This is a genomic window from Streptomyces sp. NPDC107517, from assembly GCF_055582645.1.
Genome location: NZ_JBVJPM010000011.1, coordinates 201,837 through 217,383, shown reverse-complemented (window position 1 = coordinate 217,383; position 15,547 = coordinate 201,837). Strand labels below are relative to the sequence as shown.

14 protein-coding genes and 1 tRNA gene are annotated in these 15,547 nt (G+C 72.9%); 10 read left to right on the top strand and 5 right to left on the bottom strand.

All coding sequences use genetic code 11. The features are described 5' to 3' along the window. The first annotated feature begins 4 nt into the window (after positions 1-4). On the top strand, positions 5-1,402 hold the full coding sequence (locus tag ACZ67T_RS25410; RefSeq protein ID WP_469987114.1) for a tetratricopeptide repeat protein: 1,398 nt from the start codon (positions 5-7) through the stop codon (positions 1,400-1,402). Between the two features lie 36 nt (positions 1,403-1,438). On the opposite strand, the gene ACZ67T_RS25405 is transcribed toward ACZ67T_RS25410, so the two are convergent. After that, positions 1,439-2,044: a histidine phosphatase family protein gene (locus ACZ67T_RS25405; protein WP_469987112.1), complete on the bottom strand. Its 606-nt coding sequence runs from the start codon at positions 2,042-2,044 to the stop codon at positions 1,439-1,441. 224 nt (positions 2,045-2,268) lie between these two features. Between ACZ67T_RS25405 and ACZ67T_RS25400 the strand changes: the two genes are divergently transcribed. The 7 genes from ACZ67T_RS25400 (at position 2,269) to ACZ67T_RS25370 (ending at position 8,616) form a co-directional block, all read left to right on the top strand. After that, positions 2,269-3,246 (top strand): phosphatase PAP2 family protein, encoded by a 978-nt coding sequence (locus ACZ67T_RS25400; RefSeq protein ID WP_469987110.1) that lies wholly within the window; start codon positions 2,269-2,271, stop codon positions 3,244-3,246. Continuing rightward, positions 3,197-4,348, top strand: a complete 1,152-nt coding sequence (locus tag ACZ67T_RS25395) for a hypothetical protein (protein ID WP_469987282.1) — start codon at positions 3,197-3,199, stop codon at positions 4,346-4,348. The genes ACZ67T_RS25400 and ACZ67T_RS25395 overlap by 50 nt, the downstream gene beginning before the upstream one ends. Beyond that, positions 4,339-5,937 carry a hypothetical protein gene (locus ACZ67T_RS25390; RefSeq protein WP_469987109.1) on the top strand — a complete coding sequence of 533 codons (1,599 nt, stop codon included), beginning with the start codon at positions 4,339-4,341 and terminating at the stop codon, positions 5,935-5,937. Before ACZ67T_RS25395 ends, ACZ67T_RS25390 begins: the two co-directional genes overlap by 10 nt. Then, on the top strand, positions 5,934-7,310 hold the full coding sequence (locus ACZ67T_RS25385; RefSeq protein ID WP_469987107.1) for an AAA domain-containing protein: 1,377 nt from the start codon (positions 5,934-5,936) through the stop codon (positions 7,308-7,310). The genes ACZ67T_RS25390 and ACZ67T_RS25385 overlap by 4 nt, the downstream gene beginning before the upstream one ends. A gap of 88 nt (positions 7,311-7,398) precedes the next feature. Continuing rightward, complete coding sequence (locus ACZ67T_RS25380) at positions 7,399-7,752, top strand: hypothetical protein (protein ID WP_383084755.1); 354 nt, start codon at positions 7,399-7,401, stop codon at positions 7,750-7,752. Positions 7,753-7,922: 170 nt separating this feature from the next. Next, positions 7,923-8,552, top strand: coding sequence for a bifunctional DNA primase/polymerase (locus ACZ67T_RS25375; protein WP_469987105.1), 630 nt, complete (start codon positions 7,923-7,925; stop codon positions 8,550-8,552). Further along, a tRNA-Lys gene (locus ACZ67T_RS25370) sits at positions 8,543-8,616 on the top strand. The genes ACZ67T_RS25375 and ACZ67T_RS25370 overlap by 10 nt, the downstream gene beginning before the upstream one ends. A gap of 276 nt (positions 8,617-8,892) precedes the next feature. On the opposite strand, the gene ACZ67T_RS25365 is transcribed toward ACZ67T_RS25370, so the two are convergent. Further along, positions 8,893-10,089 (bottom strand): M6 family metalloprotease domain-containing protein, encoded by a 1,197-nt coding sequence (locus tag ACZ67T_RS25365; protein WP_469987103.1) that lies wholly within the window; start codon positions 10,087-10,089, stop codon positions 8,893-8,895. Between the two features lie 457 nt (positions 10,090-10,546). On the opposite strand from ACZ67T_RS25365, the gene ACZ67T_RS25360 reads away from it, so the two are divergent. Then, on the top strand, positions 10,547-12,445 hold the full coding sequence (locus ACZ67T_RS25360; protein WP_469987281.1) for a putative bifunctional diguanylate cyclase/phosphodiesterase: 1,899 nt from the start codon (positions 10,547-10,549) through the stop codon (positions 12,443-12,445). A gap of 73 nt (positions 12,446-12,518) precedes the next feature. On the opposite strand, the gene ACZ67T_RS25355 is transcribed toward ACZ67T_RS25360, so the two are convergent. The 3 genes from ACZ67T_RS25355 to ACZ67T_RS25345 all read right to left on the bottom strand — a co-directional run bounded on the left by ACZ67T_RS25355 (position 12,519) and on the right by ACZ67T_RS25345 (position 15,254). Continuing rightward, positions 12,519-13,610: an LLM class flavin-dependent oxidoreductase gene (locus tag ACZ67T_RS25355; protein ID WP_469987101.1), complete on the bottom strand. Its 1,092-nt coding sequence runs from the start codon at positions 13,608-13,610 to the stop codon at positions 12,519-12,521. Positions 13,611-13,707: 97 nt separating this feature from the next. After that, entirely contained in the window at positions 13,708-14,439 is a 732-nt protein-coding gene (locus ACZ67T_RS25350; protein WP_469987100.1) for a maleate cis-trans isomerase family protein, read from the bottom strand. Then, positions 14,436-15,254 (bottom strand): maleate cis-trans isomerase family protein, encoded by an 819-nt coding sequence (locus tag ACZ67T_RS25345; protein WP_469987098.1) that lies wholly within the window; start codon positions 15,252-15,254, stop codon positions 14,436-14,438. Before ACZ67T_RS25345 ends, ACZ67T_RS25350 begins: the two co-directional genes overlap by 4 nt. Between ACZ67T_RS25345 and ACZ67T_RS25340 the strand changes: the two genes are divergently transcribed. Further along, the gene (locus ACZ67T_RS25340) at positions 15,253-15,540 is read left to right on the top strand and encodes a hypothetical protein (RefSeq protein ID WP_469987097.1); all 288 of its coding nucleotides are present in this window, start codon (positions 15,253-15,255) and stop codon (positions 15,538-15,540) included. The genes ACZ67T_RS25345 and ACZ67T_RS25340 overlap by 2 nt on opposite strands. Positions 15,541-15,547 lie beyond the last annotated feature (7 nt).

The window sequence follows — 15,547 nt, the reverse complement described above, 5'->3', positions numbered from 1 at the left end:
GGTCATGACGCCGTCACCGATGGCATCGCCAGCGCAGTCCCCGCGGCCGAATCTCGCCTTCAGGCGGCTGCGTGGGCAGCGCTCTCCGGGCGAGTTCGCGGCCGCGGTGCGACGCGCCGCCCGGGAGATCGGCGAGCGGGTCAGCTGCGACGCGCGCTACATCGGGCGGGTGGAAGCCGGCGAGATCCGCTGCCCCAACTACGCGTACGAGCGGGTGTTCCTGCACATGTTCCCCGGGCGCTCGCTCACGGACATGGGCTTCGCGCCCCGCTCGGCCGTACGCGGCCGGGCGGCGCGCCCCGCAGATCCCGTACCCCTCGCGCACACCGAGTTCGATTACCCGCACCACGACGAGGAGAGCGACGTGCGGCGTCGCGCATTCATGACCGGAGGGACGGCCACCGTGGCCATCGCCTCCCTGACGCCCTTCGGCATCGCGGCCGACGGCACGGCGGGCCACGCGGCGAAGTCGGCCGCGGCGGGCCACGGCGGGCGCGCGGCGCCCGAGGCCGGTGTCGGCGCGGTCGAGGAGGCCATCCGCCGGATCCGGCTGCTCGACGACCGGCACGGCGCCGACGGGCTCTACAAGAGGGCCGCGGCCCCGCTGCGTACGGCATTCGCGCTGCTCGACGCGGGGACGGCGGCGCCCGGCACGGCCGAGCGGCTCCAGGCCGGGGCGGGTGAACTGGCCATCTCCGTCGGCTGGTTGGCGCACGACTCGGGCCGCTTCGACGACGCGCGCTCGCACTACGCGGAGGCGCTGGCCACCGCGCGCATGGCGGGCGACCCGGCGCTCGAGGCGCACGCGTTCTGCAACACGGCGTTCCTGGCGCGGGACGCCGGGCGGCCGAGGGAGGCGGTGCGGGCGGCGCAGGCGGCCACGCGCGTCGCGGCCCAGCTGGCCTCGCCGAGACTGCTCTCGCTGCTCGCGCTGCGCGAGGCCGGCGGCTGGGCGGGGCTCGGGGACCGTACGGGGTGCGAGCGGGCGCTGGCCCGGGCGCAGGCCCTCTTCGCGCGCGGGCGGTCGGACGACGACCCGGAGTGGATGACGTTCTACGGCGAGGCCGAGCTGGAGGGCCTGGAGGCGCAGTGCTACTCGGCGCTGGGCGACTGGACCCGCGCCGCCCGGCACGCGCGCCGCGCGGCCGCCCTCCAGGACCCGCACTTCACCCGGAACATCGCCCTGTACACGGCGGAGCTGGCCGACGACCTCGCGCGCGCGGGACAGCCCGACGAGGCCGCGTCCGCGGGAATGCGGGTCCTGCACCTGCTGACCGAGGTCCAGTCGTCGCGCATCCAGTCGATGCTGGCGACCACCGCGCGCGTGCTCCTTCCGCACCGCAGGGCGTCGGGCGTCTCGGCGTTCCTGGAGCAGCACGCCTCGGCGCCTCGCATGGCATGAGCCCCGCCGAGACGCCTCCGGCCCCTGCCTGCGCCTCTAGAACTCGTGGCCCGCGAGGTGGCCGATGTCGTTCCACGACTCGATCGCCGGTTCCCCGTAGGCCCAGCCGAGGACCGACAGGGACGTGGGGTTGAGGCGGATGCGGGCCGCGAAGTCCAGCGGGAGTCCGAGCCAGCGCGCGCCGATCGAGCGCAGCATGTGGCCGTGCGCGAACACCAGGGCGTCGCGGTTCTCGGATCTGGCCCAGGCGACGACCTCGTCGGCGCGCGCGGTCATCTGCTCCAGGGTCTCGCCCTCGGGGACTCCGTCGCGCCAGATGAACCAGCCGGGGCGCCGCTCCTGGATCTGGGCGGGGGTCAGCCCCTCGTACGCGCCGTAGTCCCACTCCATGAGCGTGTCCCACTCGGTGGCCCGGTCGCCGAAGCCGGCGAGGTCGCAGGTCTCGCGCGCGCGGGAGAGCGGGCTGGTGCGCACCTCGGCCCCCGGGAGCCCGTCGAGGGGCGACCGGTGCAGACGTTCGCCGAGGAGCTTCGCGCCGCGCCGTCCCTCCTCGAGGAGGGGGATGTCGGTCCTGCCGGTGTGCCGCCCGGACAGTGACCACTCCGTCTGTCCGTGCCGGGCCAACAGGATGCGCGGTGCCATGGGTGACCTTTCCGAGGGCGGGTGAAAAGGGCTGCCATGTGCTGATAAGTCAGGCCAGGCGTGCCCGCTCGTTCCATCATCGCTCACCCAGGATTCAGGCAACCTCCCGGGTGATCGTTGCGTCTTCGTGGGTCGGAGGCGCCCCTTCCAGACGGACACATACACCGTAAAGTGAGCCACATGGCCACGGGCCGCCGTACACGGAGTTAAGGGGGAGCGGCCGGATGTCGCAGACCGAGGCACCGCCCACTGCGGCGACAGAGGGCGACCGGCTGCGCTGGTGGACCGAACTGCCGGTGATATTGCTGGTGTACGCCGCCTATTCGGCGGGCCGGCTCATGGTCCGCGGGGAGGTGTCGACCGCAGTGGGCCACGGCCTCGAGATACTCCGGGCCGAGAAGGCACTCCATCTCAACCTCGAACACCCGCTGAACCGTCTCTTCACCTCCGAGGCCTGGATCGGTGTCCCCGCCGACTTCTGGTACGCCTCACTGCACTACCTCGTCACGCCGGGCATCCTGATCTGGCTCTTCCGCAGCCGCGCCGTCCACTTCCGCGCCGCCCGGACCTGGCTGATGACGTCCACTCTGATCGGCCTGATCGGCTTCGCCCTCGTACCGACCTGCCCGCCGCGCCTGCTCTCTCCCGACCACGGCTTCGTCGACACCATGGCCCAGTACAGCTCGTGGGGCTGGTGGGGCGGCCAGGCGAGCGCTCCGCGCGGGCTCGGCAGCATGACCAACCAGTACGCGGCGATGCCCAGCCTGCACGTCGGCTGGGCGGTGTGGTGCGGGGTCATGCTGTGGCGCCACGGCCGTACGCCGCTGGTCAGGGCGGCCGGTGTCGCCTATCCGCTGATCACCGCCTTCGTGGTGATGGGCACCGCGAACCACTACTTCTTCGACGCGCTCGCCGGGGTGGCCGTGATGGGCCTCGGATTCCTGGTGAGCCGGCGCGTGACGCGGGCCGCGGACCTCGTACGGGCCCGGGTGCGCCGGGCGCCGACAGCCGGTTCCGTACGGCCCCGCCGCACCTCTCCCGCCCCGGCCTCCACGGCGGCGTCCTCGATTGTCAGTGGAGAGTGCCAGACTTCGGCGGGTGAGCGAATTCCCCGACAGCGCAAGGTCAGTACAGGACCGGGCGGCGGCCCGGGTGCCCGCTCCTCCGACGCGGGGGACGGCGCTGCGGCAGCGGCTCGCTGAGCTGCGCGGCAGTGACATAGCGCCCCGGGCGCTCGACGCGCGGGCGCTGGCGGCGCTCGCCGCGAACCCGGGGTGCAGGCGGCGCGCGCTGCTCGACGGCGCGGGCGTCGACAAGGCGCGGCTCGCGGACGCGCTCGGGGCGCCGTCCGGATTCGGCCAGTCGCAGTTCGCGTTCATGCGGGGGAACGCGTTCGAGGCGAAGGTCAAGGCCGACGGGGGCGCGGAGCTGCTCCGGCTCGTGCACGAACGCATGGGCGGCGGGCCCGAGCCGGTGGCGGGCGAGGCGCGTACGCCGGATCTGACGGCGGTCGGACCCGAGGGCCGCACGGCCCGTACGGCGCTCGCGCTGCGCGAGGCGACGGCGGAGGCGGCCGGTTCCGGCGCCTGGACGTTCCTCGAGCACCCGATGCTCGCGCTCGACGTCGCGGGCACCCCGGCCTTCCTCGAACCGGACGCGGTGGTCGTGCACCCCGACGGGACGTGGACGGTCGTCGAGATCAAGTCCTTCCCGATGATCGACGGCAGCGCGGACGCGGCGAAGGTCGGCGCCGCGGCCCGCCAGGCCGCGGTGTACGTGCTGGCCCTCGAGCGGGTCGCCGGGCACCTGGACCCGGCGCCCGAGGTCAGGCACCGGATCCTGCTCGTCTGCCCCAAGGACTTCAGCAACCTTCCGGCGGCGTCCGCCGTCGACGTGCGCAAGCAGCTGTCGGTGACGCGGCGGCAGCTGGATCGGCTCACCCGCATCGAGGACATCGCGGACGCGCTGCCCGAGGGCACCTGCTTCGACGTCACGCGGCCCGCGGAGGAACTGACGGAAGCGGTCGAGTCGGTGCCCGCGACGTACGCGCCGGAGTGCCTCGCCGCGTGCGAGCTTGCGTTCCACTGCCGCGACCGGGCCCGTGAGGAGGGCGCGGTCACCTCGCTCGGCCGCGGCCTCCGTGCCGAGCTGGGCGGTCTGACCACGGTCGACGAGGTTCTCTCGGCCGCCCACGGCCACTCCGGCGATCCGCGGGACCCGGCGGTCGCCGCGCTGCGCCGGGCGGCCCGGCTGCGGGCCGAGGCGCTCGGCACGCGTGGAGAGGCGGCGCCGGCATGCCGCTGATCAACGACCTGGCCCGGCTGGAGGCCGTGCAGAGCGGGCGCGCCCAGCCGGTCGCGACCGTGCGGCACCGTCATCTGTCGCAGCGGCCCCTCGTCCTGGTCCCGCTCATCACGGCCGGTGAGGCGGGTGCTCCGCTCGGCGCGCTCGTCGGCACGGAGCGCACCTCGCCCCGGCTCCTCGTGGTGCCCCAGCCCCGCGACCGCGACCTGCGCTTCGCGTTCCTCGCCGAGCTGGCGGGGATCGTCCTGCCGTACGTCGACGGGTTCGCGGCCGACGTCGAGGCCGCCGAGCGCGCCGAGACGGACCCGACGACCGGAAAGCGGGTCAAGGTGGAGGTCGAGCTGTGCGCGGACGCGCCCCAGCTGATCCTGCCGAGCCGCTCCGGCATCGAGTTCGTGCGGCTGCTCGGGCGCTCGATGCGGTTCCGCCGCACCGCGGAGCAGGAGCCCGAGGCGCCCTATCCCGCCCCGCCGCACGTCCCGCTGCTGGGCCGCTGGCTGACGCACTTCGGGGAGCGGGCCAGAGTCCCCGGTTCCGCGCTGCTGCTCGCCATGACGGACCTGCTGTCCCGGCACTGGGCGACGGGCCAGTCCACTCTGGAGGACCAGCATCTGGGCGCGCTGCTCGCCTGGATCGAGGCCCCGGAGGGCACGTCGGGCGCCGAGGCCGCGCTCCGCGCCGAGCTGGCCCGGGACAAGGACGGCCAGCTCGTCTGCCCGCCCGCGGGCCCGGCCACCGACCCCGCGTTCGACAACAAGCTGCTGGCGCCCGCGATCGAGCGCTACGACAAGGCCCGCACCCTGCTGGCCGCCGCCGAGGACGGCGTCCAGGCGGACGCGCGGCTCGCCGCGCTGACAGCGGCCGAGCGCGAGATCCACGCGCTCGTCGAAAGCCGCACCCGGCCCACCTGGGACGCGGTGTGGCGCGGCCTGGACGCGCTGTGCACGCTCCCCGAGGGGCCGCGCGCCGCGGAGCGCTGGACGCGCGACCGCTGGTCGTTCACCGGCCACCGGGATCGCGTCGCCGCGGGCGAGCCGCCGCAGCCGCGCCGCGACGACGCGGTGACGGCGGCCAACAAGCTGGCGACGCGCGAGCGCGAGCAGGCCAGGCTGGACGCGCAGGAGGCGCTCGACGACCCGCTGGTCATGGCGGGCCGCCGGCTCACCGGGGAGGCGTTCGCGGGCGAGGTGACGGAGTCGGTCCCGGCGTACAACGAGAAGAACCGGCCGCGCCCCCTGATCACCGTCCGCACCGACGACGTGCCGTATCTCGGCGAGCGCACGAAGGTGTACCGCTCGCTCGACGGCAAGCCTCAGGCCGCGGAGTTCGTGTCGTACGACGCCGGGGGCGGGGTCGTCCTGCGCGTCCTGGACAAGATGGGCCGCGGCAAGGAGCCGGAGCCGGGATCCGTCCCGGAGAAAGGTGACCCGGTGTGCTTCACGCTCTTCGAGCACGAGCAGCGGGGCGGTCCGAAGCTGCCGGACCCGGAGGAGACGCCGTGGACGCACGGCGGCCCGCCGCGTACGGACAGTTCGGGTGCGCCGGTGCCTGAGGCGCCGGACGCCGTGACCACGGAGGATCTGCTGTGACGACCGCACCGCACGCGCTCGGCCGCTCCGCCGCGAGCGGCGACACCCCGTTCGACCCGGGGGCGGCGGCCGGCCGCGCCACCGACGCGATCCTCCACGACACTCTGCACGGCACGGCCCGCGGCATCGTCGTGGACTCCCCGCCCGGCGCCGGGAAGTCGACGCTCGTGGTCCGGGCCGCGCTCGAACTGGCCGGGGCGGGCCGTCCGTTGATGGTCATCGCGCAGACGAACGCGCAGGTCGACGACCTCGTCCTGCGCCTCGCCGAGAAGAACCCCGAGCTGCCCGTCGGGCGCCTGCACAGCAGCGACCCCGACCCGTACGACAAGGCGCTCGACGACCTGGCGAACGTGCGCAAGTCGACCAAGGCCGGTGATCTCGCGCCGTTGCCGGTCGTCATCTCGACGGCCGCGAAGTGGGCGCACGTCAAGGACATCGCCCCCTGGCAGCACGCCATCGTCGACGAGGCGTACCAGATGCGCTCGGACGCGCTGCTCGCCGTGGCGGGCCTGTTCGAGCGGGCGCTCTTCGTGGGCGACCCGGGCCAGCTGGACCCGTTCGCGATCGTCGGGGCCGAGCAGTGGGCGGGCCTGTCGTACGACCCGTCGGCGTCCGCCGTGACGACGCTCCTGGCGCACAACCCCGAGCTGCCGCAGCACCGGCTCCCGGTCTCCTGGCGCCTCCCGGCGTCCGCCGCGCCGCTGGTCTCCGGCGCGTTCTACCCGTACACGCCGTTCCGCAGCGGCACGGACCACGGCGACCGCAGCCTGGCCTTCGAGGTCGCCTCCGACGGCTCGGGCCCGGACCGGGTGATCGACGAGGCGGCGGAGTCGGGCTGGGGCCTGCTCGAACTCCCGGCGAGGCACACGCCCCGCACCGACCCGGAAGCCGTACGGGCCCTGGCACAGGTGGTCCGGCGCCTGCTCGACCGCGGTGGTGTCACGCTCTCGGAGCACGGCCCCGACCCGTCCCCCCTCACGGCGGACCGCATCGCGGTCGGCACGGCGCATCGCGATCAGGCCGCGGCGGTGCGCTCGGCGCTCGCGGAGCTCGGCGTCTCGGACGTCACCGTGGACACGGCGAACCGGCTGCAGGGCCGCGAGTTCGACGTCACGGTCGTGCTGCACCCGCTCTCGGGCCGCCCCGACGCGACGGCGTTCCACCTGGAAACGGGCCGCCTCTGCGTCCTGGCCTCCCGCCACCGCCACGCGTGCATCGTGGTCTGCCGCGCGGGAGTCCCGGCCCTGCTGGACGACCACCCGTCGACGGAACCGGTCCAGCTGGGAGTCACGGTGAAATTCCCGGACGGCTGGGAGGCACATCACGCGGTACTGGCCCGCCTCGCGGAACACCGGGTGGAGTGGATGCCTTGAGGTGGGAGGGCGCTCTTGCGGGCCTGCGGAGAATAGAAGGTGGCCCCTGCGGCGACGTGGGGCTGCACACCGTACGAGGAGGAACATCATGGCCGAGCCCGAGCGGGCCCGTACCGAGAGGCGGATGCGTCCGGCCCCGCTGCTCTTCGAGCCGGCCGAGGCCGCCGCGGACCCGGAGCACTTCTTCGACCTGGAAGCGATCGAGGACCCGCGCGAGCTGCTCGCCCGCGCGACGGAGCTGGCACTCGCGTTCCGCGCCGCGACCGACCGGTCGGTGGAGTTCCAGGCCCTGGCGGCGGCCCAGCTCGCCGACCCGCGCCGCTTCGACCGCCTGACGCCCGCGGCGATCGCCGAGCGGGCGCAGTGGACCGAGGACTACGCGAAGAAGATGGTCGAGTTCGGCCGCGACCTGATGCGCGGGCCTGCCGAGAACCGGCCGTAGCGGAACGCGGCGGCGGAACTCGGCGGCGGAACTCGGCGGCAGTGCAACCGCACCCGTAAAGATCATTTGGCATATGCCAAGGGGGCAAGATACTCCACCCCGCCCCCTCCTGTCCCCATTTCCGGCAACCCTGGGAAGTCGCGCGCTCACGGCCGGTACATGTAAGTGCCATGAGCGCCACACACCACTCCCAGACCAGTGCCGGCCGGCTGACCCGGTCCGACCGATTCGACATCGCGGGCGCCACCCGGGAGGGCGCCGCGTGGCTGGCCTCGGCGGGAACGTATCCACGCAGCACCCTCGCGTTCTGGGAGTCACGGCCGGACGCCCCCGTGGTACTTCCCTGCGGTAACGCCTTCGACGTGGTGAACGTGCCGTCGATGTTCGGGCGCCGGATGTTGGACGCGCTCTGGGAGGACGGCCCCGGCTCCGGCCCGGTCGCCGCGCACCGCGGGCGCATGCTCCTGTTCACGGCCCCCGGCACCGCTCAACGGCTGCCCTCGCTCCTGGAGTGGGAGGAGTGGGGCCCGGCGGTGCCGCCGCTGCTGTGCCACGGCAGCGGCGACGCGGTGACCGTCCCGCCGCCGACCGGGGGCGCCGACCACACCGGGGGACCACGCGCCGACTCGCGCTGGGTGGTCGCCCCCGACACCCTCCACCCATGGCTGCCGGGACCCGAGGTACTGCTCTGGGCCTGCGTCCGCGCGGCCCGCGCGAGCGCCAAACCTTCAGTGCGGATATCGATTTTTCCTGGCCCGGATCAGGATGCTAAGGTCTACGACGTCAGCAGGCGCCGCTAGCTCAGTTGGTTAGAGCAGCTGACTCTTAATCAGCGGGTCCGGGGTTCGAGTCCCTGGCGGCGCACCGACACAGTGAAGGCCCTCCACGCGAGTGGGGGGCCTTCACTATTTACCGGCCCGGCCCGACTCGGCGAAGGCGGCTGGGGGTCCGGGGGTCGCCCCCCGGAAAGAACAGCATCAGCGGGTCCGGGGTTCGAGTCCCTGGCGGCGCACCGACACAGTGAAGGCCCTCCACGCGAGTGGGGGGCCTTCGCTATTTGCCGGGCCGGCCCCGACTCGGCGAAGGCCCTAGCGAGAGCAAGAAGCTTCTTGCGTATGCCGGTGACTTCCCCGAAGGCGTTCAGCCCTTGCCCACGCCCACCTTCACCGTCCAAGACCCCGACCTCGTACGCCCCTCGACCTTGATCCGTACGTTTTCGCCCGGCACCCGGTAGCTCTCGCCCACCCGTACCGGTGCGTCCGCGAGCGCCGGGTACACCGAGTCGCCGAAGCACGCATCCGTGTCGGGGTGTGCGTCGAGCACCTCGACCGGGCCGCTGCCGGAGGCGGTCTCGCTGTGCACCCGGTAGACGAGGATGCCCTCGGAGCACGTCGCCGCGTCGTTGCCGTCGGCGCTGCGGGCCTCCAGGGCGATCGCGCTGTCCACGCCGGTCCGCACGACGGCCAGCTTCGTCCCGCGGCCCGCGCCGAACGGCGCCCCGTTGGTTCCGGGTGCCGCGCCCGGCCGCGCGGGCGCGGCGCTCAGGGGTTCGAGGGTGACCCGCCGGTTGCTGGTCACGCACACCACCTGCCGCCGTTCCAGCCACCCCAGCTTCCACTTGTGCCAGCCGAGGAAGTCGGGCGCGAGCCCGAACTGACTGCCCATGACGTCCCAGTCACCGACATACGTGTCCCAGTCACCCTTGCCGTCGGTCGGCCGATGGTAGAGGTCCGGCAGGTCGAAGACGTGGCCCGTCTCGTGGGCGAGGACGTTGCGGTCGGGCGGGTGCTGCTCGAAGACGGTGACGATGCGCTTGATGTCCCTGCCGTCGGCCCGCATCGGCTTGTCGAAGTTGACGACCTTCGTGGCGTCCGAGTCGACGCCCGGAGCGTCGGGGTCGGCGACGAAGTAGACGATGTCGAACTTCTTGAAGTCGGTGTGCCGGTCGGCCGTGGCGAGGGCGTCGCGCAGATAGGCGCTGCGGTGCGCGGCGTCCCAGTCGCGCTCTATGGCGTACGAGGTCGAGCTGTGCGGCATGCGGAGCCAGCGGCGCTGCGGGTGCGGGACCAGGTGGAACTTCCCGTAGGAGGCCCGGTCGTAGAAGTCGTTGGTGGCGGGGAAGTAGTCGGCGGTGAGTTCCTTGGGCGTCGTCGTCGGCCGGGCGTCGGGGAACGAGAGGAAGACCATCACCGCGTTGAGGGTCCTGACCGGGCGCGGATAGGCGCCGTTCCAGGTGTCGAGGCCCTCCGAGTGGTGGGCCGACGTCCGCTCCAGACTGCAGGGACCCGCGTAGGGGGCGGAAATGGCAGGGCCCGCGACCAGGGAGGTGGCGACCATAGCCGTGAGCGCGGTGAGAGCCGCACCGACGGATCGCAGGCGCGGTCTCTCCACTCCCCCGGGTGGCAGCGGACGCGGCAAGTCGACCTCCGGATCGGGAAAGCGGGACACCCAACCCAGAATGTGATGGTTTGTAGTACTACGCCCTGTTTATCTGGCCCGGCCGGGTGAGGGGGCGACACCCCGGGCGGTCACAGAACGTCACGCGCGATCGCGGGAGGCCAGAACCTGTGCCGGGCACGAGCAGAAACGATCTGCCGGCTACCCCGGGATGCCGCCGAACCGGCGGATCGGGCGGGCAAGGCTGGCTCGCGCCTCGGGGCTGCCTCTATGATCGGCACACTTTCCTGCGCGGGCCCGGCTGCGAAGGCCGTTCGCCACCCAGGCTGAGATGACCCGGGAGCAACCCTCCCGGACCCCCGGAACGACTGCACTGCGGGAGCGAGCGGTGAGCGGAATGTCCGAAGGGCCGACGACCGCGGCCGACGCGGCACCCGACTCCACCCGCCGCGCCGTCACGGAGAGTTCCGCAGCGATGGCGGCGCCCTCGCACGCCCCCGCCCCCGGCTCCGTACGCACGGGCCAGGACGCCCGGGCCCACGAGGCGCTCGGCGTCGAACCCCCTCTCCCGCCGGCGCCCCCGCCCGCCCCCTACCTCTCGGCCTTCCTCGCCGCACCCCTGGCCCTGGCCGTCGTGGACCGCCAGGGCCAGGTGGTCACCGCCAACCCCGCGCTCGCCGCGATGCTCGGCGTGGAGGACCCCGGCGGGCTCACCGGGCGCACGGCGGCGGAGCTCGTGGACCTGGCGTCCGACTCCCGCACCTGGCACACGTACCGCGAGGTGCTGCGCGGGCGGCAGGCGCGGCTGACGTGCACCCGCAGGATCAAGCACCCCGACGGGCACTCCGTGTGGGTCCAGGTCACCGTCTCGCCGGTGCCGGGCGGCCGTACGGTGCTGCTCTCCCTCGCCGACATCAGCGCCCGCCGTGAACTCCAGGCGCGGCTGCGGCACTTGCAGATGCACGACCCGGTGACTCGGCTGCCGAACCGCACGCTGTTCTTCGAGCGGCTGTCCGCCGCGCTGGAGGCGGGCGCGTACGACGGGGCGGGCAGCGGCCGGATCGGGCTGTGTTACCTCGACCTCGACGGGTTCAAGGCGGTCAACGACTCGCTCGGGCACGGCGTCGGGGACCGGCTGCTCGCCGCCGTCGCCGAGCGCCTCACGCGCTGCGCCGACCGGATCGGCTACGACCGTGGGGCGGCGGCCCCGCTGGTCGCGCGGCTCGGCGGCGACGAGTTCGCGCTGCTCGTGGAGGACTCGGCCGGCACGGAACAGCTGGCGGAGCTCGCCGAATCGGTGCTCCGCGCGGTCCAGGAACCGTTCGACCTGTCGGGGCAGCGGCTCGCCGTGTCGGCCTCGATCGGGGTCGTGGAGCGGCACATGGAGGGCACGACGGCGACGGGCCTGATGCAGGCCGCGGACACCACGCTGTACTGGGCGAAGGCCGACGGCAAGGCGCGCTGGACGTTCTTCGACCCGGAGCGCAACGCGCACCGGATGACCCGGCAGGCCCTGTCGTCGAGCCTGCGCCCCGCGGTGGAGCGCGGCGAGTTCGTCCTCGAGTACCAGCCGCTGGTGAATCTGGGCGACGGGGTGCTGCGCGGGGTCGAGGCGCTCGTGCGCTGGGATCACCCCCAGTTCGGGATGCTCACGCCGAATCGGTTCATCGGACTGGCCGAGGAGGACGGCTCGATCGTGCAGCTGGGCCGGTGGGTCCTGCGTACGGCGTGCCGGCAGGCGCGCGACTGGCAGCTGGCGCACCCCCGGACCCCGCCGGTCTATGTGAGCGTGAACGTGGCGGTGCGTCAGGTGTGGGACTCGGACCTGGTGGCGGATGTCGCCGAGGTCCTCGCGGAGACCGGACTCGCCCCGGAACTGCTCCAGTTGGAGCTGACCGAGTCGGCGGTGATGGGCTCGGCGGGCCGCCCCCTCCAGACCCTGCAGTCGCTCAGCGACATGGGCGTGCACATCGCCATCGACGACTTCGGCACCGGCTACTCGAACCTCGCGTACCTGAGCAGGCTCCCGGTGTCGGTCCTGAAACTGGACGGCTCGTTCGTGCGCGGATTCCAGTACGACGAAGGCGGCGAGCACGCGACCCCCGCGGACGCCGTGATCGTCGAGGCCATGGTGCAGCTCGCGCACCGGCTCGGCCTCACGGTCACCGCCGAGTGCGTGGAGACGGCGGCGCAGGCGGCGCGCCTGCGCAAGATCGGCTGCGACACGGGCCAGGGCTGGCTGTACTCGCGCCCGGTGGCGCCGGATCGTATCTCCGCGCTGCTCACGGCTTCCTGACGGTTTCCCTACGGGCCTCCAAGAACGCGGGGTGCCGCCTCCCCCCGCGCGAGGCGGCACCCCGTCGGCCGGGTCAGGCCTGCGGCAGCCCGTACGCGTCGGCGACGAGTTCGTAACTGCGCAGGCGGATCTCGGCGGTGTGGGCGTTGGCGGTGAGCATCAGCTCGTCGGCTCCGGTGCGCTTTTGCAGGTCGTCGAGGCCGGCGCGGACCTCGTCGGCGGTGCCGTGGATGACGTTCGAGTTCCAGCTGTCGACGAACTCCCGCTCCATCGGGCTGAATTCGTAACCCTCGGCCTCCTCGGGGGTCGGCACGAGGCCGGGGCGGCCGGTGCGCAGGCGGACCATGTTGAGGGCGGCCGCGAGGACCTGGCGGCGGGCCTCCTTCTCCTCGTCCGCGGCGAGCGCGGAGACGCCGATGAGGGCATACGGGGAGGACAGGACCGCGGACGGCTTGAAGGACTCGCGGTAGAGGTCGAGGGCCGGGACCGTGTTCTGCGCGGAGAAGTGGTGCGCGAACGCGAAGGGCAGGCCGAGGACGCCGGCGAGGCGGGCGCTGAAACCGGAGGAGCCGAGCAGCCAGACGGGCGGGCGGTGCGGGGACTGCACGCCGCCGGGGGACGTCGCCTGGACCGGGCCCGGGACCGCGTGGATGCGGGCGTAGGGATGGCCGTCCGGGAAGTCGTCGTCGAGGAAGCGGGTCAGCTCGGCGAGCTGCTGGGGGAAGTCGTCGGCGCCCTCGTTGAGCCGGTCCGTGCGGCGCAGGGCGGCGGCCGTCGCGCCGTCGGTGCCGGGGGCGCGGCCGAGGCCGAGGTCGATACGGCCCGGGGCCATCGCCTCCAGGGTGCCGAACTGCTCGGCGATGACCAGGGGCGCGTGGTTGGGCAGCATGACGCCGCCCGAACCGAGGCGGATGCGCTCGGTGTGGGCGGCGAGATGCGCCAGGATCACGGCCGGGGACGAGGACGCCACGCCCGGCATGGAGTGGTGTTCGGCGACCCAGTAGCGGTTGAAGCCGCGGCTCTCGGCCAGCTTGGCGATCTCGACGCTGGTCCGCAGGGCGTCGGTGGCGGTGCGGCCGGCGCCGACGGTCACCAGATCGAGGACCGAGAGGGGCACGGGGGCGGTGCCCTGGGCGGTTGCCCGGATCTCGTCGTTACCGGCCACGGAGTCCTCCTGTAAGTACGGTGCTGTCTGCGCCCGGACTTAACGGAGGATGGCTCCGGTTTATTCCGGACACCTTGTTCCGAAGGCCTGACAGGGATCACACCTGCACCAGCGGCTCCTTCGTGAAGAGCGTGCCGAGCGCCGGCGCGTTCACCCGCCGCCCCGCCAGCCGCAGCGCCTCCCACACGGTGACCTGGTTGGCCGTCAGGACCGGCTTGCCCAGCTCCTGCTCCAGGTCACGGACGTAGGCCGCCGTGTGCAGGGCCGTGTCCGGCAGGAGCAGCGCCTGCGCGTCCTGGTGATCGCCCGCCGCGGCCATGGCCCTGACCTCCGGCCACCCCCAGGTGCCGACCTCGGCCGCCGTGACGATGCCGCTGCCGCGCACCGAGACGACCTCGATGCCGCCCGCCTTCAGGAACGTACGGAAGTGCTCCGCCACGTCCTCCGAGTACGTCGCCGCGATCGCGACGCTGCGCGCGCCGACCTCCGGTACGGCGTGGGCGAACGCGAACGACGTGCTGGAGGCGGGCAGGCCCGCGGCCATGGCCAGGTCCCGCACCTGTTCGTGCGCGCCCTCCCAGCCCCGGACGAAGCTGCCGCTGGTGCACGCCCAGACGACCGCCTCGGCGCCGGACAGGCGCAGCTCCCCGACACCGGCGGCGAGCCGCTGCGGGGAACCCATCTCGATCAGCGCGTCGACGCGGTGCGCGTCCTCACCGATGTCCGTGTGGACGACCGACAGCCTCACATCGCTGTCGATCAGCATTTCGATTCGCGGATAGTCGTCCTCGGCCGAGTGTCCCGGGTAGAGAAATCCGACTGCGGTCATGCCCACCCTTCCTGTTCTTCCGGCAGCTCACGGGCCGGCTCCGGCGGCAGCTGCGGCAGCTCGGGAACCCGCCAGTGCCGAGCGGATTCGTCCAGCAGCGCCTGATACGGCCCCACGGCACGGGTACCCAGCCTGCGCAGCGCTGCCCACACCGTGACCTGATTGGCTGAGATCACCGGGATCCGCAGCTCGGCCTCCAGCTGCGGGATGACGTCGTACGTCGGCAGGTTCGTGCAGCTGATGAACAGCGCGTCGGCGCCCTGGCGGGCGGCCTCCCTGGCCATGTCGGCCACGTCCCGGTACGGCACCTTCCAGATGTGCCGGGTCAGGCCGAGGAAGGCGCGGCCCGTGACGGTGATACCGGCCTCGGCCAGATACTCCTCGAGCGACTCGGTCACCGACCGCGTGTACGGGGTGACCAGGGCGATCCGGTGGGCGCCCAGCTCGGCGAGCGCTTCGAGGAGCGCGCCCGACGTGGTGACGGAGGGGCGTTCACCCGACCGGAACATCGCCTCGCACATGGCGCGTTCGCCCGCGATGCCGCCGACGAAACTGCCCGACGTACAGGCGTACGCGAGAACCTCGGGTTCGGCGGCGCTCAGCGCGCGCACCGCCTCACCGAGGGTCTCGTGCTCACTGACCAGGCGGGCCAGGTCGAGGCTGACCTCGACGGGCACGTACGGGGTACGGGTGAGGTGCAGTGACACCTCGTCCGGAATCCAGCGCCACAGCTCGCGGTCGAGGGCGAAGTCGAAGGGTGCGACGACACCGACACCGCGTTGCGGGTGCGGTCCGCCGAGGAAGGAGACGTCCATGACAGGCCCCAAGTCTCTTGAGACGTTCGAGACGATGCTGCGGAGAGCCGGCCGGCGGGCCGGGACGTCGGGACAGGGCGGGGGCAACGGAAAAGTGCCTCTGTTGACGAAGGTAGGTTCGGGTGCCAGCGTGGTCAATCCGCACTTTTTCCTACCAATGAAGCAGACCGTCGTTGCGAAACGGTTTCTGCCGATGACCGTCCCGATGACCGGCTCGACGACCAGCCGGATTCCCGGCCCGATGCCCCCCGGTGCGAGGCCCGACGACCGGAGCGAACGTGTCTGAAGTGACT

Coding starts and splice junctions, on each gene's coding strand:
- ACZ67T_RS25410 (WP_469987114.1), top strand. CDS start 5: ATGACGCCGTCACCGATGGCATCGCCAGCGCAGTCCCCGCGGCCGAAT.
- ACZ67T_RS25405 (WP_469987112.1), bottom strand. CDS start 2,044: ATGGCACCGCGCATCCTGTTGGCCCGGCACGGACAGACGGAGTGGTCA.
- ACZ67T_RS25400 (WP_469987110.1), top strand. CDS start 2,269: ATGTCGCAGACCGAGGCACCGCCCACTGCGGCGACAGAGGGCGACCGG.
- ACZ67T_RS25390 (WP_469987109.1), top strand. CDS start 4,339: ATGCCGCTGATCAACGACCTGGCCCGGCTGGAGGCCGTGCAGAGCGGG.
- ACZ67T_RS25380 (WP_383084755.1), top strand. CDS start 7,399: ATGGCCGAGCCCGAGCGGGCCCGTACCGAGAGGCGGATGCGTCCGGCC.
- ACZ67T_RS25375 (WP_469987105.1), top strand. CDS start 7,923: ATGAGCGCCACACACCACTCCCAGACCAGTGCCGGCCGGCTGACCCGG.
- ACZ67T_RS25365 (WP_469987103.1), bottom strand. CDS start 10,089: ATGGTCGCCACCTCCCTGGTCGCGGGCCCTGCCATTTCCGCCCCCTAC.
- ACZ67T_RS25360 (WP_469987281.1), top strand. CDS start 10,547: ATGTCCGAAGGGCCGACGACCGCGGCCGACGCGGCACCCGACTCCACC.
- ACZ67T_RS25350 (WP_469987100.1), bottom strand. CDS start 14,439: ATGACCGCAGTCGGATTTCTCTACCCGGGACACTCGGCCGAGGACGAC.
- ACZ67T_RS25340 (WP_469987097.1), top strand. CDS start 15,253: ATGACAGGCCCCAAGTCTCTTGAGACGTTCGAGACGATGCTGCGGAGA.
- ACZ67T_RS25345 (WP_469987098.1), bottom strand. CDS start 15,254: ATGGACGTCTCCTTCCTCGGCGGACCGCACCCGCAACGCGGTGTCGGT.